Source organism: Sporosarcina sp. ACRSL (genome assembly GCF_022346605.1).
GTDB lineage: Bacteria > Bacillota > Bacilli > Bacillales_A > Planococcaceae > Sporosarcina.
In genome coordinates, this window is the sequence record NZ_JAKRNT010000001.1 from 465,129 (window position 1) to 486,419 (window position 21,291).

Annotated in this window: 23 protein-coding genes; 22 read left to right on the forward strand and 1 reads right to left on the reverse strand. The window is 42.9% G+C overall.

The features are described from left to right. Window positions 1-53: 53 nt before the first annotated feature. The 11 genes from fur (at window position 54) to MHZ92_RS02535 (ending at window position 9,452) form a co-directional block, all read left to right on the forward strand. Window positions 54-512 carry a ferric iron uptake transcriptional regulator gene (gene fur / locus MHZ92_RS02490; protein WP_239429921.1) on the forward strand — a complete coding sequence of 153 codons (459 nt, stop codon included), beginning with the start codon at window positions 54-56 and terminating at the stop codon, window positions 510-512. A gap of 51 nt (window positions 513-563) precedes the next feature. Next, complete coding sequence (xerD, locus tag MHZ92_RS02495) at window positions 564-1,463, forward strand: site-specific tyrosine recombinase XerD (protein WP_239429922.1); 900 nt, start codon at window positions 564-566, stop codon at window positions 1,461-1,463. A 45-nt stretch (window positions 1,464-1,508) separates the two neighbouring features. Beyond that, entirely contained in the window at window positions 1,509-2,702 is a 1,194-nt protein-coding gene (gene deoB / locus MHZ92_RS02500; RefSeq protein WP_239429923.1) for a phosphopentomutase, read from the forward strand. Beyond that, window positions 2,702-4,015, forward strand: a complete 1,314-nt coding sequence (locus MHZ92_RS02505; protein WP_239429924.1) for a pyrimidine-nucleoside phosphorylase — start codon at window positions 2,702-2,704, stop codon at window positions 4,013-4,015. Before deoB ends, MHZ92_RS02505 begins: the two co-directional genes overlap by 1 nt. 109 nt (window positions 4,016-4,124) lie before the next feature. Beyond that, on the forward strand, window positions 4,125-4,253 hold the full coding sequence (locus MHZ92_RS21325; protein ID WP_255723316.1) for a hypothetical protein: 129 nt from the start codon (window positions 4,125-4,127) through the stop codon (window positions 4,251-4,253). Between the two features lie 173 nt (window positions 4,254-4,426). Continuing rightward, window positions 4,427-4,777: an anti-sigma factor antagonist gene (locus MHZ92_RS02510; RefSeq protein ID WP_239429925.1), complete on the forward strand. Its 351-nt coding sequence runs from the start codon at window positions 4,427-4,429 to the stop codon at window positions 4,775-4,777. Continuing rightward, window positions 4,767-5,213 (forward strand): anti-sigma F factor, encoded by a 447-nt coding sequence (spoIIAB, locus tag MHZ92_RS02515; RefSeq protein ID WP_239429926.1) that lies wholly within the window; start codon window positions 4,767-4,769, stop codon window positions 5,211-5,213. The genes MHZ92_RS02510 and spoIIAB overlap by 11 nt, the downstream gene beginning before the upstream one ends. Before the next feature lie 3 nt (window positions 5,214-5,216). Next, window positions 5,217-6,005: a SigF/SigG family RNA polymerase sporulation sigma factor gene (locus tag MHZ92_RS02520; protein ID WP_239429927.1), complete on the forward strand. Its 789-nt coding sequence runs from the start codon at window positions 5,217-5,219 to the stop codon at window positions 6,003-6,005. 3 nt (window positions 6,006-6,008) lie between these two features. Then, entirely contained in the window at window positions 6,009-7,457 is a 1,449-nt protein-coding gene (locus MHZ92_RS02525) for a spore germination protein (RefSeq protein ID WP_239429928.1), read from the forward strand. 62 nt (window positions 7,458-7,519) lie between these two features. Beyond that, a complete protein-coding gene (lysA, locus tag MHZ92_RS02530; RefSeq protein WP_239429929.1) occupies window positions 7,520-8,848 on the forward strand; it encodes a diaminopimelate decarboxylase in 1,329 nt (442 codons plus the stop codon). Between the two features lie 232 nt (window positions 8,849-9,080). Continuing rightward, a complete protein-coding gene (locus tag MHZ92_RS02535; RefSeq protein ID WP_370644592.1) occupies window positions 9,081-9,452 on the forward strand; it encodes a GNAT family N-acetyltransferase in 372 nt (123 codons plus the stop codon). Window positions 9,453-9,466: 14 nt separating this feature from the next. On the opposite strand, the gene MHZ92_RS21330 is transcribed toward MHZ92_RS02535, so the two are convergent. Beyond that, complete coding sequence (locus MHZ92_RS21330) at window positions 9,467-10,027, reverse strand: DUF309 domain-containing protein (RefSeq protein WP_370644594.1); 561 nt, start codon at window positions 10,025-10,027, stop codon at window positions 9,467-9,469. A 1-nt stretch (window position 10,028) separates the two neighbouring features. Here MHZ92_RS21330 and MHZ92_RS02550 point away from each other — a divergent pair, with 1 nt between their 5' ends. The 11 genes from MHZ92_RS02550 (at window position 10,029) to MHZ92_RS02600 (ending at window position 21,274) form a co-directional block, all read left to right on the forward strand. Next, window positions 10,029-10,790: a segregation/condensation protein A gene (locus MHZ92_RS02550; protein WP_304649551.1), complete on the forward strand. Its 762-nt coding sequence runs from the start codon at window positions 10,029-10,031 to the stop codon at window positions 10,788-10,790. Further along, window positions 10,777-11,388: an SMC-Scp complex subunit ScpB gene (scpB, locus tag MHZ92_RS02555; protein WP_239429930.1), complete on the forward strand. Its 612-nt coding sequence runs from the start codon at window positions 10,777-10,779 to the stop codon at window positions 11,386-11,388. Before MHZ92_RS02550 ends, scpB begins: the two co-directional genes overlap by 14 nt. Further along, complete coding sequence (locus MHZ92_RS02560) at window positions 11,385-12,383, forward strand: D-alanyl-D-alanine carboxypeptidase family protein (RefSeq protein ID WP_239429931.1); 999 nt, start codon at window positions 11,385-11,387, stop codon at window positions 12,381-12,383. Before scpB ends, MHZ92_RS02560 begins: the two co-directional genes overlap by 4 nt. 117 nt (window positions 12,384-12,500) lie before the next feature. Next, window positions 12,501-13,232, forward strand: a complete 732-nt coding sequence (locus MHZ92_RS02565) for a pseudouridine synthase (protein WP_239429932.1) — start codon at window positions 12,501-12,503, stop codon at window positions 13,230-13,232. Window positions 13,233-13,451: 219 nt separating this feature from the next. Then, complete coding sequence (gene resA / locus MHZ92_RS02570; RefSeq protein WP_239429933.1) at window positions 13,452-13,982, forward strand: thiol-disulfide oxidoreductase ResA; 531 nt, start codon at window positions 13,452-13,454, stop codon at window positions 13,980-13,982. A gap of 15 nt (window positions 13,983-13,997) precedes the next feature. Beyond that, a complete protein-coding gene (gene resB / locus MHZ92_RS02575) occupies window positions 13,998-15,650 on the forward strand; it encodes a cytochrome c biogenesis protein ResB (RefSeq protein ID WP_239429934.1) in 1,653 nt (550 codons plus the stop codon). Window positions 15,651-15,652: 2 nt separating this feature from the next. Further along, window positions 15,653-16,837, forward strand: coding sequence for a c-type cytochrome biogenesis protein CcsB (ccsB, locus tag MHZ92_RS02580; protein WP_239429935.1), 1,185 nt, complete (start codon window positions 15,653-15,655; stop codon window positions 16,835-16,837). 101 nt (window positions 16,838-16,938) lie between these two features. Further along, window positions 16,939-17,655, forward strand: a complete 717-nt coding sequence (locus MHZ92_RS02585; RefSeq protein ID WP_239429936.1) for a response regulator transcription factor — start codon at window positions 16,939-16,941, stop codon at window positions 17,653-17,655. After that, the gene (locus MHZ92_RS02590; protein WP_239429937.1) at window positions 17,648-19,444 is read left to right on the forward strand and encodes an ATP-binding protein; all 1,797 of its coding nucleotides are present in this window, start codon (window positions 17,648-17,650) and stop codon (window positions 19,442-19,444) included. The genes MHZ92_RS02585 and MHZ92_RS02590 overlap by 8 nt, the downstream gene beginning before the upstream one ends. A 108-nt stretch (window positions 19,445-19,552) precedes the next feature. Beyond that, on the forward strand, window positions 19,553-20,080 hold the full coding sequence (locus MHZ92_RS02595; RefSeq protein ID WP_239429938.1) for an RNA polymerase sigma factor SigX: 528 nt from the start codon (window positions 19,553-19,555) through the stop codon (window positions 20,078-20,080). Then, a complete protein-coding gene (locus tag MHZ92_RS02600; RefSeq protein ID WP_239429939.1) occupies window positions 20,081-21,274 on the forward strand; it encodes a hypothetical protein in 1,194 nt (397 codons plus the stop codon). It abuts the gene before it with no gap. The last annotated feature ends 17 nt before the right edge of the window (window positions 21,275-21,291 follow it).

Consider the following 21,291-nt stretch of genomic DNA (forward strand, 5'->3'; position numbering starts at 1 on the left):
GTCACAAAGAACGCCTCTTTGGTATAATGGTATCAGGTTGAGGGGGGCGTCATATGGAAAGCCGGATTGAACGGATTAAAAAGCAATTGCACGGGGCCAGCTATAAGTTGACGCCTCAGCGGGAAGCTACGGTCTTGGTCCTTCTTGAAAACGAAGAAGATCATTTAAGTGCTGAAGATGTTTTTTTACTTGTGAAAGAGAAGGCGCCGGAGATCGGCCTTGCTACTGTCTACCGGACATTGGAACTGCTGACAGAGCTGAAGATCGTCGACAAGATCAATTTTGGTGACGGTGTGTCTCGATATGACTTACGTCAAGAAGGGGCATCGCGTTTTCATCATCATCTTATTTGCATTGAATGTGGAAAAGTGGCTGAAATACAGGAAGATCTTTTAGGCGATGTCGAAAAAATTGTCGAAAGCCGATATGGATTCAATGTAAAGGATCATTGGTTGACCTTCCACGGAGTTTGCGAAAGTTGCACAGCTACGGGAAATGACAGTAAAAAGTGAAATGGGGATGGCGCGATGCTGTCCCTTTTTGTCATTTGAGGGGTGAAATGTGTGAAAGATAGTAATTTTGCATTGGAAGATTATATCCACTTTCTAAAAGTGGAACGGCAGTTATCGCAGAACACGGTTGCTTCTTACAAGAGAGACCTTTCGGATTATCTTCGCCAGCTGGAAAAGGCGGGGATCAAGTCGATAGACAGTATTGATCGTTCCGCGATTCTGCAATATTTGCATAGATTACAGGATCAAGGGAAATCATCTAGGACAATTGCAAGGCATATTTCTTCAATACGATCGTTTCACCAGTTCCTTTTACGGGAAAAAGTGACGACGCAAGATCCGACCGTCCACTTGGAAATGCCGAAGCTCGAACAAAAATTGCCGTCTGTCCTTTCCGTTAATGAAATCGACAAATTGATTTCCATGCCGAATTCGAGTAAGCCGCAAGGGAAACGGGATATTGCATTGCTTGAATTGTTATATGGGACCGGAATGCGTGTGAGTGAACTAATCAGTTTGAACGTGGACGATATCCATATTTCCATGGGGTTTGTCCGTGTTTTCGGTAAAGGGGGCAAGGAAAGAATCATACCGCTTGGCGGTGGTGCTATGAAAGCATGCGCTTCGTACATACGAGAAGCTCGTCCGACGTTCGTTGCAAAAACGAAAGGGACAGATGCCCTATTCGTCAATATGAGAGGGAGTCGTTTGACTCGGCAAGGTTGTTGGAAAATAATAAAAGGGTATGCAATGGAAGCGGGAATACAAAAAGAATTGACCCCTCATATTTTACGTCATTCTTTTGCTACCCACCTCATTGAGAATGGGGCGGATATACGTGCGGTCCAGGAAATGCTTGGGCATGCGGACATTTCGACGACTCAGATTTATACGCATGTAAGTAAATCGAGATTGAAAGATGTCTATGTGAAATTCCATCCACGTGCTTAACAACATGAGGTTATTTTGGAAAGTTTAAATACTGGAGGTATAGACATGCAAGAAACGAAATTTAAGCGCATACATTTGATCGTCCTAGACTCGGTAGGAATCGGGGAATCGCCGGACGCGCATTTATTTGGAGATCAAGGTGCCGATACGCTCGGCCACATAGCTGAACGGATGGGCGGCTTGAAGATGCCGAATATGGGCCGGTTAGGTTTATCGAACATTAAGGAAATTAAAGGGGTTCCAGTTGAACCCGAGCCAATAGGTGTTTATGGAAAGATGCAGGAAGCTTCCGTAGGCAAAGATACAATGACAGGTCATTGGGAATTAATGGGCTTGAATATCGATAAACCATTTAAAGTATATCCGAACGGGTTCCCTCAAGAACTTGTCGATGAATTGGAGAAGCGAACAGGAAGAAAAGTGATTGGGAATAAACCTGCAAGCGGCACAGGAATCATTGATGAGCTTGGCAAGGAGCATATGGAAACCGGCGCGATCATCGTCTATACTTCTGCGGATCCCGTTCTTCAAATTGCTGCACATGAAGGGATAATTCCGATTGAGGAGCAATATCGCATTTGTGAAATTGCCCGTGAACTTACGTTGAAACCTGAATTTCTCGTCGGCCGTGTCATTGCAAGACCGTTTGTTGGGGAACCAGGCAACTTCACCCGTACGACTAACCGTCACGATTATGCATTGAAGCCTTTCAGCAGAACAGTTATGAATGAACTAAAAGATGCCGGTGAGTCTGTTATTGCAGTCGGCAAAATATCGGATATATTCAATGGTGAAGGTGTCACGGAAGCGGTACGGACTGTAAGCAATATGGACGGCGTCGATAAATTGATTGAAGTTATGAATTCTGATTTCACAGGATTGAGCTTCACAAATCTTGTCGATTTCGATGCATTATTTGGCCACCGAAGAGATCCTATCGGCTATGGGAACGCATTGCAGGATTTTGATTCACGTCTACCGGAAATCATCGATGCATTACATCAGGACGACCTGCTCATCATTACGGCAGACCACGGAAATGACCCTATCCATAGCGGTACAGACCATACAAGAGAATATGTACCTTTGCTTATTTACTCTCAGGCTTTCACAAGCGGAGGCGAATTACCATTACGAAAAACATTTTCGGATGTCGGGGCGACGATTGCCGATAACTTTAATGTGAAATCTCCTGAGTTTGGAGAAAGCTTTTTGCGTTCATTAATTGAAAAGGTGTGATGATTGTGTTCAGGATGGTTGATATCATCGAGAAGAAAAGAGACGGGGAAGCTCTATCGAAAGAGGAAATATCATTTTTCATCAATGGCTATACTGATGGGTCTATTCCTGACTATCAGGCGAGCGCTCTTTTAATGGCGATTTACTTTCAAGGAATGACGCCTGAGGAACAAGGCCATTTGACAATGGCCATGGTTGAATCTGGCGACCAAATCGATTTATCAGCAATCGAGGGTCTAAAGGTCGACAAGCATTCAACGGGGGGCGTTGGTGATACAACGACGTTAATTTTAGCTCCCCTCGTCGCAGCATGTGGCGTCCCGGTAGCTAAAATGAGTGGTCGCGGCCTAGGTCATACAGGTGGAACGCTTGATAAGCTCGAAGCGATCGAAGGATTCCATATCGAGCTTTCAGAAGAGCAGTTCGTGAAGCAAGTAAATGATTTGAAAGTTGCTGTCATCGGTCAAAGCGGCAACTTGACGCCTGCAGACAAAAATCTGTATTCCTTACGGGATGTCACGGCAACTGTGAGCAGCATTCCGCTCATTGCTAGTTCAATCATGAGCAAGAAAATTGCTGCAGGCGCAGATGCAATCGTCCTGGACGTGAAAACAGGCGATGGCGCATTTATGAAGACATTGGAAGATGCCGAAGCGTTGGCACATGCGATGGTGGCGATTGGCCGCCAAGTAGGAAGGAACACGATGGCAGTCATCTCTGACATGAGCCAGCCACTCGGTTATGCGATTGGGAACGCACTTGAAGTGAAAGAAGCGATTGACACACTAAAAGGCGATGGTCCTGAAGACTTGACGGAACTCTGCCTCGTTCTTGGAAGCAAAATGATCGTTGCCGGTGGAAAAGCCGAAACCGTTGAAGAAGCGCGTACTATGCTTGAAGCAGTCATCAAAGACGGTTCAGCATTAAATCTATTCGGCAAATTGATCGAAGCACAAGGCGGAGACGCTCGGATTGTCCACGAACCATCGCTACTTCCAACAGCAAACTTCCAAATCGAAGTTCCAGCTTTGACTTCCGGAACAATCTCCAGAATGGAAGCGGAAGACATTGGAGTCGCGGCAATGTTATTAGGAGCGGGAAGAGCAACAAAAGACGACGAAATCGACCTGTCCGTCGGCATCGTCTTAAAGAAAAAAATTGGCGATACAGTAACTGTCGGAGAACCACTCGCCATCATCCACTCCAACCGAGAAGATGTTGCAAAATCTGTTGAACTAATCCAAAAGCACATCCACATATCAGACCAAGCACAAGAAAATCCAGCCTTGATTCATGAAATGATAACAGGTTAACAGCATTTAACAAAACCATTTTGAGTCCTTGAATAAGAGGATTTTAAATGGTTTTTTTCTTTAGAGATTTATGATTAGTTTCTTCTCTGTTAATAGGAAGCACCGTTGATTGAAGCGTAGAGCGGCGACTCCAGTGGGAACAGCACGAGCTGAAGACCCTGGACCGAGCGAAGCGAGGGAAGCGGCTGAAGCCGTGCCCACGGAAAGCGTCCGCTCGGAGCGTAAATCAACAGTATAAAAAAACTCTATTTATTCCTAACATGTGTAAACTGTCCTAAAAATGGATAGGCTTTTACAGGTAGAATGCTTTGTCGAAAGATAGGAAGTTTGCAAAGTAATTGACTAGTTATGTCAGGTGAAAGGATTTTCCTTGCCCAGTGTTGAATGTTCCGCAAGAAGGAGGGATTCAGCATGGCTGAAATTAATCAAATTGAAGGAATTATAGTCGTAACATTGGCAGGGGAGTTGGACAATCTTGAAGCAAACAGGATACGTTCCGCAATCTCTTCATCCATCTTCACAGGAAAAGTGAGAGGAATCGTCTGGGATTTAAGCCGCCTTGGTTTCATGGATAGTGCAGGGATTGGGCTTATTCTTGGCAGGATGCGTGACTTGGCGCCATTTAACGGCGAAACACTCATCTTGAATCCATCTCCGACAATGGAGAAAATCTTCAATTTTTCCGGCTTAGGTTCCAACATCAGACACGGCTCGGTCGACAGTGTAATTGGCGAAATCGGAGGGGTCTTATATGAGAAATGAAATGACATTATCATTCGTTGCAATCGAAGAGAACGAAGCGCTGGCTAGGATGGCGATGACTTGTTTTATCACGCCGCTGGATCCAACTCTTGAAGAGATTTCAGAATTCAAGACAATTGTATCGGAAGCCGTCACGAATGCCATTATTCATGGCTATGAAAGTGATGGGACAAGCATGGTCACCATTCATGCAGTAATTGATGAAAATAAGGTGACAATGACAGTGGAAGACAAAGGCGGAGGGATTTTTGACGTACAGCAGGCAATGGAGCCGATGTTTACGACAAAACCGCTTATGGAACGGTCGGGCATGGGATTCACAATTATGGAAAGCTTTTCGGACAATCTGTCGGTGGAATCATCCATCGGAAATGGAACAATAGTGCGGTTCGAAAAAACGTTTTCTCCGGTCACGGAAGCAAGCAGAATGAGGTGACCGATGGATACATCTGTTGAGCGGCAAGATGCCCTATTGTCACAGGATAAAATGAGAGTGCTTATCCAGCAATCCCAAGAAGGAGACAAGGATGCTAGGAGGATGATGGTAGAGGGCAATACTAGACTTGTCTGGTCCATCGTTCAACGATTTGCATCACGGGGAGCGGATCTAGAGGATCTGTTTCAAATTGGTTGCATCGGTCTTATGAAATCAATCGATAAATTCGATTTGTCGTATGATGTGAAGTTTTCAACATACGCGGTACCGATGATTGTTGGAGAAATTCAACGTTTCCTCCGAGATGACGGAATGGTGAAAGTGAGCAGGTCGATTCGTGAACTTAGTTTCAAAATTCGTCACGCGACCGATGATTACATTAAAAACCATGGTAGATCACCGTCCGTATCGGAGATTGCTGAAGTATTGGATGTCTCAATCGATGAGGTCATTCTCGCTTCTGATGCTTTGCGTGATCCAGCATCTTTACACGAGCAGCTGTACGAAAATGAAGGGGACAGTTTGACGTTGATGGACCAGTTGAGGGATGACCGTTCAGAAAGGTTTTTCGATCATATCCCTTTGCGGGACGTTGTTTCCAAGCTGAATAAACGTGACCAAACAATCATTTACATGCGTTATTATTTGGACTATACACAAAGTGACATCGCTGAACGTATCGGCATTTCGCAAGTGCAAGTGTCCCGTCTAGAAAAAAAGATATTGGCCCAGTTGAAGACATGGATGAGTGCGCAACCAGAGGAAAGTGACTCTAAAGTGAGGACGGATTAATAGATGGCTAAATTGTTCACATCTTTGAAAGACGGAGAAGAATGGTTCCAAAGCAAATTTGGTATAGGTGAAACGTTTGATGCAACCGCAAAAACCGTCCATTTATGGGGAATGCCGGTCCTTATGTTTTATATTAACGGCCTTATCGATGGGCAGACGTTAACAACTTTATTGGCCGAGATGCAAGAGGGGTTTGAAAAGCATGATGAACATAAAGATGATCCCGACTGGTTTCTTAATTATTTCCCTTATTATGCTTTGGAAGATGTAGATGAAAAAGACAAATTGCTTACGATGATCCTAAGTGGTCTTGTTGGATTTGTTTTGCCGAATGGATTCGTTTTTGTAGCGGATTTGCGAAGCTCCCCGGGAAGACAACCCGAGGAACCAGACACAGAAAAGGTTATTCGAGGGTCAAGAGATGGATTTACAGAAAATATCATTATCAATACAGCCTTAGTTAGAAGGAGATTGAAGACTGAAGACCTTCGCTTTGAAATGCACCAGACGACAGTGAATGGAAAAACTGATGTCGCCATCGCGTATATGAAAGGGGCTGCTAGCGAAGAGCACCTTTCCTATATTCGAAAAAGGCTTGACGACATAAAACATGATGGTCTAACGATGACAGATAAGTCGTTGGAGGAATTTTTATTCAAACAAAGGTTTCATCCAATGCCTTTTGTCCGATACACGGAAAGGCCAGACATTTGTGCCGCATCTCTTTTGGAGGGACGTATTGCAATTATTGTCGATACATCCCCCTCTGTTATTTTAGTCCCTGTCACGATTTTCGATCACTTACAGCATGCAGAGGAATATCGCCAAGCACCATTCATCGGAACGTTTGTCCGTTGGATTCGTCTGATGGGGGCTGCGTTTAGCCTTTTCATACTCCCATTTTGGTACTTGCTTGCGACGTACCAGCAATATTTACCGATTTCACTTAGTTATATAGGACCGAATGATCCGGGGTCCGTACCGCTCCTCGTCCAGTTATTAATTGCGGACATCGGGATAGAAATATTACGTATGGCCGCCATTCATACCCCTTCCCCGTTGACGACAGCGATGGGGCTCGTTGCGGCGATCGTCATTGGTCAAGTAGCGATAGAGGTTGGCCTTTTTACCGGAGAGGTCATTTTGTATGTTGCAGTAAGTGCAATCTTCACGTTTGCAATTCCTTCCTATGAGTTGAGTATTACAACAAAAATATTTAGGATTTTCATTCTGATTTTAACAGGGATTTTGGGACCTGCAGGATTCTTTTTAGGAGTCGTTTTATTATTCTACTATTTAGCATCCCTAAGGCCGATGGGCACTCCTTATTTATGGCCTACTGTACCATTTTTCCCTGAGGCAATGAAACGGGTATTGATCCGTTATCCGATGACGATGGATGCACCAAGACCTTTCATTACGGACTCTCCTAAGCGGGATAGGCTATCGTAGAGGATTGATTCTAGCCTTCCAGTTGTGATAAAGTTTTAACAACATGACTTGGAGGAATGAATATGCATCTATATGGAACTCAATCTGTGAATAACCTTGGCCACTTAACGATAGGTGGAGTAGATACAGTAGATCTCGCACATATGTACGGCACACCATTACTTGTCTATGACATCGCTCTTTTTAGGGAACGCGCTGTTGCCTTTAAGGAAACTTTTGCGAAGGCTGGGATCAAAGCACAAGTCGCATATGCAAGTAAAGCTTTTTCTTCCATTGCCATTTATGAGATTGCAAAGCAAATGGACCTTTCATTGGACGTCGTTTCGGGTGGAGAGCTCTATACAGCAGCTGCAGCAGATTTTCCGCGAGAGAAAATCCATTTTCACGGAAATAATAAAAGTTATACGGAATTGCAGTTTGCTTTCGATGAGAAGATTGGCTGCATCGTAGTTGATAATTTCCTCGAAATTGAGATGCTCAAAGAAATCTCAGAGTCGCGTAAGGAAAAGATGAATGTCCTATTACGTGTTACCCCAGGCGTTGAAGCTTCGACGCATAACTATATCACGACCGGGCAAGAGGATTCTAAGTTCGGTTTCGATCTAAAGAACGGCCAGGCGGATGATGCTTTTCTGAAGCTTTACAATCATCCATACATTACAGTGCTCGGGATGCATTGTCATATCGGTTCTCAAATCTTTGAGACGGATGCCTTCCGGTTTGCAGCAGAAGCACTCATGGAGAAGATGATTGAATGGCGAGAGAAATTCAAATTCGTCTGCACTGTCCTTAATTTAGGCGGAGGTTTCGGTATACGCTATACAGAAGAAGATAAACCACTCCATCCTTCCGCTTACGTGGAAGAAATGGAGGATGTCGTGCTTTCGATGACACGAAAAGCAAATTACCCTTTGCCTGAGATTTGGATTGAGCCTGGCAGATCGCTTGTAGGGGATGCAGGTACGACACTTTACACGGTCGGGAGCACAAAAGAAGTTCCTGATGTCAGGACATATGTAGCAGTTGATGGTGGTATGTCCGATAATATTCGCCCTGCACTTTACGAAGCGAAATATACAGCAGCGACAGCAAATAGGATGTTGGACCCTCATTCGGATAAAGTGACGATAGCTGGTAAATGTTGTGAATCGGGAGATAAATTGATTGAAGACGCGTATATTGCTGAACCGGAAGACGGAGATATCATCGCTGTTTTCTGTACAGGGGCTTATACGTACTCGATGGCGAGCAATTATAACCGGTTGCCTAAACCTGCCATCGTGTTTTGTGAAAATGGCAAGCACCAATTGGTCGTTCGTAGGGAAACGTATGAAGACGTCATTCGGCTAGACATTCCATTACAGAAAACTGAACAGGAAATATCATCATGAGGAAACGCAATATAATCCTCTTTCTATTCATTATTATCGCTGCCCTCATATGGGGAGCGGTGTACTGGTACTTTATTGCCCCATTTGTCGGTCCGAATAAATGACCATTCCCGATCATTGAAAACAAGCTGGTTATCATGTACGATAAACATATTCCGGCGGAGGTCCCATTTACAAGCGGGATGACAGCCTCATTGCCAATACCTAAGGATTTTAAAAAGAAGGGATTTCAATGATGCTATTACGATACAAGAAGGCGTATGAGAAAATCGCCATGGGCTTGCTATCTTATATGCCCGGAGAAAAATCGGTGAAGAAATTACAGGAAACCATTCACCAATATGAAAACGATGAAAACTGGCAGTTATATTTATTGAAACAAGATGAAGATTTCATCGGACTTGTTGGAATTATCTTAGATGTAGATTCCTACACAGTTAAGCACCTTTCTGTCAATCCGTCGTTCCGTGGCGAAGGGATTGGCAGTCAAATAATTGCAAAGCTAAAAGATCTTTTTCCTGACTTGGAATGCAAGAGTACGGAAGAGACAGCTTTGTTCATTAAAAAATGTCGTCAAAAAGAAGAACAACAACATTCGGAATGAGTAAAAGGCGCAGATCAATGTCTGCGCTTTTTCTTTTCTCGTTCTGCAAGAATATCGGAACGATCCCGTAGCATATGTTTATGAATGACAGCATCACTGCCGACCGGAAGAAGATTCATTGAGGAAGCGAGCTCTTCAACGGAACGTTGAAGGGAAACGGAAGTCAAAGCAATCGGGAACGGAGAAAACGGTTCGCTGTTTTTCACTAGTCTTACCGACTGTTCCGTATCATGTACAAGCTTTTTGAAATCAATTGCCACTGTATAACGGACGTCTAATTTACGAATCTCACGCATTCTTTTTTCGGCTTTTACGAGTGTGCGATATGCACCATCCATATTGCCCCTCCTCCAATGATAAAGACCTGTCGATAAGAGAATGAAGGCAGTAAGTGGATGGTCTTTTGTATAGTTGGGAATAGATTTCCAGTATTCTTCTAGTACTTCATGGCATTCGAAGTAGTCTTGATTCTTGTTGAAATACACAATAAAATTTAAGAACAGCGGATGTTCATATGGGTGCATTGAATCATTCCTTTCGTAAAATGATGCAGTAATGCGTAATGGAGGAGTCATCTTGACTTACAAAGTAAAATTGGAGGCGTTTGAAGGGCCTCTTGATCTATTATTACATTTAATCAACCGACTTGAAATCGATATCTATGATATCCCGATGGCGGAACTCACAAACCAATACATAGAGCATATACATACAATGCGAGTTTTAGAGCTTGACGAATTAAGTGAGTATTTAGTGTTAGCTGCTACATTGATCGAAATTAAAAGCAAGATGCTTTTGCCGGTTCATGAAGACGAAGTATTGGATGAAGACTCAGAATTTCATCTTGAGGAAGATCCACGGGATGAATTGGTTGCCCGGTTGATCGAATATAAAAAGTATAAGGAAGCTGCAAATTCGTTAAAAGAATCCGCTGAGGATCGAGCAGAGCATTTCACAAAGCTGCCTGGTGACTTATCGGAATTTGGTGAAGTGGCCGTGCCAATGGCGGAAGAAAAGATGAACGTTTTTGACCTGATTGGCGCTTTTCAGAAAATGCTTGAACGAAAGAAATTGCGCGCTCCTTTGACTGCTAAAATTGCCAAATCAGAGCTATCTGTCAGTGAGAAGATGGATGAAATAATGACGTCCCTCGAAAGGCGAGGCGGCAGTTGCGATTTTGAATCGCTATTTGCAAAAGATGATGTGGAAGATTTAGTTGTAACATTCTTATCATTATTGGAACTAATGAAACGACTTGACATTATCGTACGACAAGAAAATAATTTCGGTAAAATGACTGTCATGGTTGGAGGGGAGGAGAACAATGGAAACAATTGATGAACGGCTTACAGCGATGTTGGAAAGCTTTTTATTCATAGCAGGCGATGAAGGGTTAACATTAAGTCAAATTGCCTCATTGCTTCAAGTTGAGACAGATGTGGCAACGCATATCACAGAAGGGCTGCGTGTGAATTATGAAGAAAGATCGGATTCGGGAATAACGCTCAGGCTATATGGTGGCCATTACAGACTCGTGACAAAAGCAGAATTCGCCGACGATATTCTCCGGATGCTTGAAAATCCATCGCGCAGTTCAATTACACAAGCGTCCATGGAAGTCTTGGCCATTATCGCGTATAAGCAGCCTGTCACGAGAGTGGAAATTGATGATTTGCGAGGCGTGAAGTCGGACGGGCCAATCCAGACACTTGTGGCGAAAGGTTTTATCATGGAAAAAGGACGTATGGAAGCGAGCGGCAGGCCGATACTATATGGGACGACAGACTTGTTTTTGGACAGATTCGGTTTGGAATCAATCGATATGCTGCCACCATTAGCTGAAGGGGATGAAGAAACGTTTGGGGATACCGATTTATTTATGACAAAATTTCAAGAAGCATTTGAAATAAGTGAAGAAGGAGGAAGCAGTGATTGAGGCAGGCGATAGCCATTGTTCTGTTCCTATCAGTATTATTGACTGCAGTTCCAAAAGAAGCTGCATCCGGAAGCGCTTGGGCAGTGATCGACGCAGAGACCGGTCGTCTCTTGGACGGGTCCAATGAAAATTTACAATTACCAATAGCGAGTCTGACAAAAATTTGGACGGCATTGACGTTTATTGAAAGTGGAACGTCAATGGGGGAAATTAGCATCTCACCGGAGGCTGCTTCTGCTGAAGGTTCGTCGATTTACTTAGAACAAGGGATGAAAATGGATGCTGATGCATTGCTGTATGGCCTTATGCTCAGGTCGGGCAATGATGCTGCTTATGCGCTTGCTGAGCATGCAGGCGGATCCGTTGACGGTTTTGTCGATTTGATGAATAAGAAAGCCGAATTGTATGGTTTGGAGCGAACAACATTTCGAAACCCTTCAGGACTTCATGACGACCAGCATCTTTCAACTGCTTATGAGACTGCTCTAATGTTGTATTTTGCGATGAAAAACGAGAAATTCAAAAAAATTGCATCTGCCGAAAACTTCGTCTATCGTAAAGGGGATGTAGTAAGAAGCTGGCGAAACAAGCATCGTCTGATTCATACAAATGAAAATGTTTTGGCGGGAAAGACAGGCTTTACAAAGGCTGCTGGCAGAACACTTGCAACCTACTTTGAAAAAGATGGAAAGAAATTGATCATCGTCACATTAAACAATGGAAATGATTGGAATGACCATGAGCATTTGGCCGATCAAACGTTTCGAAATTATGAAAATGTCACGGTAGCGAAGAAGGGCAAATACCGCATCTTTCCTGGAGTCGAAGGAAACTTGAAAAGACCTATCATTTTGTTGTTGAATGAAGAAGAGGTGGAGCGGGTATCCCATGTCGTCTATATCCCGAGGAAAAATGACAGGAATGTCAAAGGAACATGGACCGTATCGCTTGATAATGAAGTACTCGTCACTGCAGAAATAGAGATCCGAAAATGAAACACTTCGATCAAAAATAAGAAAGAATTAGGGAAGACTGACTACATACAGGTCGGTCTTCTTTTAATTTGCAACGAAATATGACATAATTTTTTGAGGTAGAAGGAAGGTGACGAGTTGGAAAGATTACAAAAAGTATTGGCACAAGCAGGTGTAGCCTCTCGTAGAAAAGCGGAGACGCTCATCGTTGAAGGAAAAGTCAAAGTGAACGGCAAAGTTGTAACAGAGTTAGGGACAAAGGTATCCCGCGCAGACAGAGTGGAAGTCGAAGGGGTGGAGCTCGTTAAAGAGCAATTTGTCTATTATTTGTTATACAAACCAAGAGGCTATATTTCGACTGTCAGCGACGAAAAAGGGAGAAAGACAGTCCTCGATTTGATGCCGATGGTGGAGGAAAGGATATTCCCAGTAGGACGACTTGATTATGATACGTCAGGGATCATCATTATGACGAATGATGGGGATTTTTCCTATTTAATGACCCATCCAAAGTTTGGCATACAGAAAAGGTATGTAGCTAAAGTAAAAGGGATACCTGATCGTGATGCATTGAAAAAATTGGAACGCGGCATTGAACTGGAGGATGGCAAGACGGCTCCTGCTCGTGTGAAAATGCAATCAATGGATAAAAAGACAAACAGCGCCATCATTGAAATTACAATTCACGAAGGACGGAACCGTCAAGTACGTAGAATGTTCGATGCGATTGGCTGTCCAGTCCAAAAATTAAGACGAGAGTCGTTCGGGATGTTGACGACCCAAGGCTTGAACGCTGGTGAAGCACGCGAGTTGACGACGCATGAAGTGAAACAGCTAAGAGTTCTTGCGGAAACGGGGAAGATCGGCTAGATGTAAGCAGGCACCCTCCGCTTTTGTTTCGTCGTGGCAAAGAACGCCGATTTTAATGTTGTGCTCGCAACGCTACGCTTTTGCTCGCAAAAGCCGTTCTTTGTAACGGCTTTCGCTTTTGAATTGTTCACAAACCTATCACGACTTCACCTTAAATACGTTTTTTGATTTGGTATAATTGAAGTTGGAATATTATTTTCGTTAAGGGGGCTATTTAAATTGTCCAAAGCAAATAAAAAGCGGACACGCCTCATTTTCCGAGGTATCGTTTTACTTTTATTAGCTTCAGCCATTCTATTTTCGATTTTCTCAAAAGAAAAAGTCAAAGTTCTAGCTGTTAATGATAAGGCTCCGGATTTTGAACTTGTCGATCTTGAAGGGAATAAACACCGCTTATCCGACTATAAGGGACAAGGTGTTTTTCTGAACTTCTGGGGAACGTGGTGCCCTCCTTGTAAACGGGAAATGCCATACATCGAAGATCAATACCAAGCCTTCAAGGAAAAAGGCGTCCATGTATTGTCTGTGAATATCGGTGAGTCCAATTTAAAAGTGGATACATTCCGTGATCAATATGATCTTACTTTTCCAATCGTCATAGATAAGACGAAGGATGTTAGGGATCTATATAATATCGTTCCGCTTCCGACGACATTTTTAATCGATAAGGACGGAAAGATTAAAAAGATCATCACGACAGAAATGACAGAGGAAGAAATCATTTCTTATATGGAGAGCATCCAACCTTGATAAGGAGTTTTACACATGAGTAAAATCAAATGCCAATGTGGTCATGACAACCCATTCGGAACGGTGCTTTGTGAACGATGCGGCCGACCGTTGACCGAGGAAGCAAAAAAAAGTGAAGTTGTCGACATGCGTTATGAGGGGTCTGCGCGCAGATCCCAGACCTATAAAAGGTCGATCATCGATAAAGTATGGAATTTCTTTTCCAGTGTTAAAGTCGGTGTGGGTATTATTCTCGCTGTACTTGTTACATCGGCAATTGGTACACTTTTCCCTCAAAAGTTTTATGTGCCGGTGAACCAGAATTCTGGCGCAGAACTATTAGCCTATTATGAACGGCTTTATGGATTTGTAGGAACCCTCTATTACAAATTAGGTTTCTATGATATGTATAATAGCTGGTGGTTCAAAACACTGATCGGGATGCTCGGTACTTCCATCATTATCGCAAGTGTCGACAGAGTTATCCCGCTCTATAAATCGTTGAAGAAACAACGAACGAAACGCCATAGTTCCTTCATGAGACGGCAACGAATTTACGGCGAAGGTCAATCCGTAGATGCAGACACTTCTCTCGCAAAAGCCGAAGAGAAATTAAAGAGTATGAAATACAACATTAAAACCGAAGACGGGGCAATCTTAGCCGAAAAATACCGTTTTTCACGGTGGGGTCCTTATGTAAATCATACAGGACTGATTATCTTTTTGTTCGGTGTGTTGTTACGCGGTATTCCAGGATTTTATGTCGATGAGACAATGTGGATCCGTGAAGGGGAATTGCGTGCGATTCCAGGCGCTCCCAACTATTATTTGGAGAGTAAGGATTTTATCATTGAGACGTATTCAAAGGAAGAGGCTGATGAGGTTTTCGGACAGGCGATTGATCGTGTAGGAACTATCGTAAAGACTTATCAGACAGATGTCTCTTTATACAAAAAGAAAGAAGACAGTCTGCCAGGTTCGACCGATCTTGAGCATATAAAAGATTATCCAATTATCGTCAATAAACCTTTAAAATTCGACGGATATAATATCTTCCAGATGGATTACCGACTCAATGAGCTGAAATCGATGACTATGCAGCTCATTGAAAAGGAAACAGGCAAATCCTTTGGACAATTTACGATAAATCTTGACGAACCTGAAGGAGTGTACGAACTGAATGACGGAGCCCGCGTTGATCTGATCGGTTATTATGCTGATTACGATGGGGTTGAAGATGGCGAACCTGTTTCCAAATCGCCAATTCCAAACAATCCGGCATTTATTTTTAATATGATCACTCCTGAAAAACCACAAGGTGAAAAGAGCTTCGTTGCAATTAGGCAAACACTTGAAACCGAGGAAAATGCGTACCAAGTGAAGTTTGTCAGTGCGGAAACAAGAGATATTTCCGGGTTGACGATACGGAAAGATAAGACATTGTACATTCTTCTTTTGGGCGGGATCATCTTTATGATCGGTGTCATCCAAGGATCTTATTGGAATCATAGACGTATTTGGATCCAGAAAGGGGAAGGCAATCAATTGTTACTTGCCGCCCATACGAATAAAAACTGGTTCTCCTTGAAAAAGGAATTGGATGCGGTCAAAGATTTCGCAAACTTACCAAGCTATGAAGACAGGCAAGATAATGAGTCTTCGACTGAGGAAGAGGAAGGAGAAAAATAGTAATGGGATTAGCAGCTTTAAGCGCGAATCTGCTTTTAGTCGCTTTTATTGCCTATTTAGTCGCTACTTTGTTTTTCGGCGGGGCAGTGAAAGGTGCTAAATCAGAAGCATCCTATAGAAATCATAGATGGGGCAATGTAGGTATCACGATTACGATCATCGGCTTCGTCACTCATCTTGGATATTTTATTACGAGATGGATGGCATCAGGTCACGCTCCTGTCAGCAATATGTTTGAATTCACGACTGCTTTCGGAATGATGCTCGTAGGGGCATTCATCCTGCTGTTTTTCATGTATCGGACACCGTCTCTCGGATTGTTTGCATTGCCGATTGCGGTTATCATTATCGGATACGCGAGCATGTTCCCTCGGGAAATCACACCGCTTATCCCAGCTCTCCAAAGCTATTGGCTGACAATTCACGTCATTACAGCGGCGCTAGGTGAAGCGATTCTAGCAATCAGTGCGGTGGCAGGACTCATTTATTTATTGAAGCACGTCGATTTGACGAAGAAGTCAAAAGAGCGCTTTTGGCTGGAAGCTGTCATGTTTACGGTCGTCCTTGTCCTTGGTTTTGTCGTTTCATCGACAACGTTTAAAATGACAGGGTATGAAGCTCATTTTACGTATATCGATAAAAACGAGATGCCGGCAAAAATCGAGTACAATTATCCACCATTGTTCGGTATGAACGGATACGAAATTCAATCACCTGAAGCGATGGAACCGTTGGTAGAGATGCCTGCCGTTATTAATGCAAAAACGTTGACGACTTTTGTCTGGTCGGTTTTAACAGGTATCGTCCTTTATTTAATTTTGCGGCTTATTTTCCGTAGACCGCTCGCTGCTTTATTCCAACCTTTCGCGAAAAAAGCGAATTCGCAGCTCATGGATGAAATTGGGTACCGATCAGTTCTGATCGGCTTCCCGGTCTTCACACTCGGCGCTTTAATCTTTGCTATGATATGGGCACATGAAGCTTGGTCAAGGTTTTGGGGCTGGGATCCGAAAGAGGTTTGGGCACTTATTACATGGTTGTTTTATGCGGCTTTCCTCCATCTCCGACTTTCCAAAGGATGGGAAGGAAAAAAATCTGCATGGCTTGCGGTTATCGGATTTGTCATCATCATGTTCAATCTGATTGCCGTAAACCTGATCATCGCCGGTTTGCATTCATATGCGTAAACCGATAAGACTGCACAGAGCCGCTAGGAGCTGTGCAGTTTCTTTTTTTATGCTCTGCTTGTACAATAAGAATAGAAGTGTAGTGAAAGGGGAAATCGATGATGGAAGAGACTGTTAGGTTATTAGTGGTGGATGATGAGGATCGAATCCGCCGCCTTCTCAATATGTATCTATCCCGTGAAGGATTTGAAATAGACGAGGCGGTAGATGGGGCCGAAGCGATTGAAAAGGCTCTTGCGAATCATTATGACTGCATTTTACTTGATTTGATGATGCCTGAAAAAGATGGTCTAGAAGTATTGCAGGAGCTTCGGGATGAAAAGAAGATGACTCCGGTCATCCTGTTAACGGCGAAAGGTGAAGAATCAGACCGCGTGGCAGGGTTTGAAACCGGTGCAGACGATTATATAGTTAAGCCGTTCAGTCCGCGAGAAGTTGTACTCCGTGTGAAGGCGATTCTGAGAAGATCTGTTACTTTCCCGGACTCTACAGCGAATAGTTCGAAGGATCTCGTCGTCTTCCCACAATTGACGATAGATCATGATGCACACAGAGTGACTGCAGAAGGGAAAGAAGTGAACCTGACACCTAAAGAATACGAGCTTCTTTACTTCCTTGCAAAGTCTCCGGACAAAGTGTTCGACCGCGAACAATTGTTGAAAGAAGTATGGCATTACGAATTTTTTGGTGATTTACGGACAGTCGATACACATGTAAAAAGACTGCGTGAGAAACTTAGCCGCGTGTCGGAAAGTGCTGCTAAAATGATTGTTACAGTTTGGGGCGTCGGCTATAAATTCGAGGTTCCGAATGAATAGAATATGGCATTCAATCGTCGGGAAGCTATGGGCAACCATATTGCTTCTCGTTTCCTTTGTCCTTTTTATCGTCACTGTCCTACTTCTCGAATTCCTTGATAATTTTCATACCAATCAAGCCGAAGATTCACTTCGTAGGGAAGCAACGACAATCGGTAAAATCGTCCTTGATCACGAAAGTGAAACTGCCATGCATCTCATCATTCAAGATATTTTGGATAACGAGACGAATGCGATGATCATCGATTCGGAAAAAGAAGTTTTTTACTCATTTCACAAAGGGTTGAATAAGGAAGAAATAGAGCAAAAAATCCTTTCAGAACCTAAATTCTTTTCAAATGTCCAAATTAATGAAAAGATCGTAAAAGAGATGATTTTGCCTTCCCTTACAGAAGAAAATGTCATGGAGAAATATCTAGTACTCGTATACCCGTACGATAATGTAAATGGAACAATTCATTCCATTGTCATGTATCAAAGTCTTGAAGCTGTTCATCGTACGACGAAAAATACGACGCATATCGTATTCTTATCTGCTTTCATCGCATTTCTTTTAACGACCTTTTTCGCTTTCTTCCTTTCCACGAAAATCACATCTCCTTTACGGGGTATGAAACAAGCAGCCTTTGAATTATCGAAAGGGAATTTTGAAACGCGTCTTCCAGTCATGCAAAATGATGAAATTGGTCAGTTGGCAACGGCATTCAATCAAATGGGTAAACAATTAAAATTCCAGATGGAATTGATCAAGCAAGATAAGGAACAGTTATCAAGCATTCTTACATCAATGTCGGATGCGGTTATTACATTCAACCGCGACTATTCAATCCTCTTAAGTAATCCGCAAGCCGAACGCCTATTACAGAAGTGGTATTTTGCGAATGGTGCTGATGATAAAGTGCTTCCGAAAGAAATTTTTCATATGCTTGAACACGCCATTACTTTCGCTGAGGAAGTCGAGGATGAACTCGAAATCGGAGGACAGTTTTACGGCATTTCAATAAGTCCATTATATAGCGAAAATAGCATCCGTGGAGCTGTTGCCGTATTGCGTGATATGACGGACCAGCATAAGCTAGATAAGCTCCGATCTGATTTCATAGCGAATGTATCCCACGAATTGAGGACGCCGATTTCTTTATTGCAAGGCTATAGTGAAGCGATTATCGATGATGTCATGACGAGTGAAGAAGAGCGTAATGAAATGGTTCAGATCATTCACGATGAATCAAAACGGATGAGCCGTCTCGTCACAGATCTGCTTGACCTCGCGAGAATGGAATCGGGACATATGAGGTTGTACAAATTGAACTTCCCCCTTATTCCTTTTTTGGATAGGGTACAGAATAAGTTCATGCAAATTGCTCGTGATTCAAATGTAATGCTTTCATTGAATGTTGACGAGAATGATCAAGAGATAATCCTCTTCGCAGATGACGATCGTCTTGAGCAAGTATTCACAAACTTAATTGATAATGCGATTCGCCATACACCAGATGGAGGAAAAGTGACAGTTGGTGTCGAAAGAAAAGGGGATATGGTTGAAATTTCAGTCGCTGATACGGGAAGTGGCATACCGAAAGAGGATCTTCCATTCATTTTCGAACGTTTTTACAAAGCTGACAAAGCAAGAACAAGAGGGAAAGGCGGCACAGGATTAGGGCTAGCAATTGCAAAGAACATCATAAACTCCCATGACGGCCAGATTACCGCAGAACTTGGTGAAACGTCGGGAACGATTTTTAAATGTGTATTGCCGATCGGACCTGATGAATCCCATGAGGAATAAGAATGACAACCTTGATCTAAATTGATGGGCAAATGATTTGAATAATAGTACGTTGGGATGAAACTTTTCATTTTGAATTACGACTAATGTATTGAACGGGGGGATTTCGTGGATGACTCCGTTTTCCACAGGCTATACGAGAATTATCATCAAGACGTCTTCAATTTTCTGATCTATTTGACAGGGGATCGACATTCGTCTGAGGATTTGATGCATGAAGTGTATGTGAGGGTATTGAAAGCTTATGCGGGATTTGAAGGGAAGAGCTCTGAAAAGACATGGCTCTTTTCCATAGCCAAAAATGTCGCCATTGACCATTTCAGAAAAAAGAACGTTCGTCAAAAGCATCAATTTGATAAATTTGACTGGGAACAGAGCGAATTGCCCTCAACTGGCAGCTCGCCCGAGGAGATTGCATCACTGAATGAAGAGATGAAACAATTGCTGCGGGTTTTGGATACGTGCACAGGAGATCAAAAGATGGTGATTATTCTACGATATTTCCAAGAACTGTCTATTGCGGAAACGGCCGAAACCCTCGGTTGGACCGAGGGGAAAGTGAAAACGACTCAACACCGGGCAATTAAATCATTGCAAAAGAAATTAAATGCACTTTCGGCAGAGGAGGGAAGATGAATGACAAACAATCAATGGGATGACGACAAATTGGAAAAAATTCTTCATTCCATGCCGAAAATAGAAGATAAGCGTTCGAAGGAACTGGTTTTAGAGCGCCTTCAACAAGATCAGCGTCTTAAAAATCCTCGTCGAGTGAATCCGAAGAGATGGATGCCCGCCATCGTTGCGTTAGCAGCACTTCTTCTTATTAGTTTACTCATTCCTTCGATGCTGAACAATAATGATCGGGCTATGCAAGAATCAGGTTCACCTATTTCGCTAAAAGCCGAGCGGTCGATTGACCGTGAAGCTGAAAATGAAGCGATGGAGGAAGCTGAGACTTTTGATACGTCCGCAGCTAAGGAATCGGCAGCTATGACTGTTTCAACTGCAGAAAGTTATGTATTGCTTTCTGATGAATTGAATGGTGCTCAACCCTTACAATTAGGATTAATGGAATCGGCAAATGTCATTCCGGTTACATTTCTAATTCCTGAATCAAAGATCCTTGCCGATTTTCCAGAGGGCAATCCGACTACCCTTGAGCTATACAATAAATATGCCGCGGAAATTCCAGAAGAAGAGCTTGGTTTTGATGAATACCATCCTTATAACGGAACTTTATATGAAGAAGACGGCGTAATCTATCATCAAATCCCAGCTAAACATAATTATGATTTATCTTCATCTACGGTGAATAATTATTACAATTCGATGTATGATACTTTTTCTGAATATGATAAATTACAGCTCGTCGATGCCAATAACAATCCAGCTGTATTTGAAAGTGTCGGAAAGTCTGATGAAGAGTTTAAAAAACAATTCCCGTATTATAAATACGTAATGCCTTCCGGTAAGGTCTATTTAATCCCTTATGAGTCAGCAGTGGATACAGAAACAGTAGTAGAGGGGCTCACTGCGATGAAAGAGACGAATGGGAATATAGTTGAAACGCTCATTCCAGAAAATGTGGATTATCATGTTCGGGTCGATGAACAAATTGCTGTCATTACTTTCTCGGAGCAATTGGATATCACCGCCTTTGATCAAAATGAATTGAATCGAATGGTTGAAGGCTTCATGCTCACAGCAAAAGGTTATAACATGCAAGTGAAGCTCGAAAATGTTGTCCAAAATAGCATTGGCAAATACGATCTTTCTTCTGCATTACCAATGCCGATTGGAAGCAACCCAACAGCTTTTACACAATGAAATTTCGAAAAAAGCGT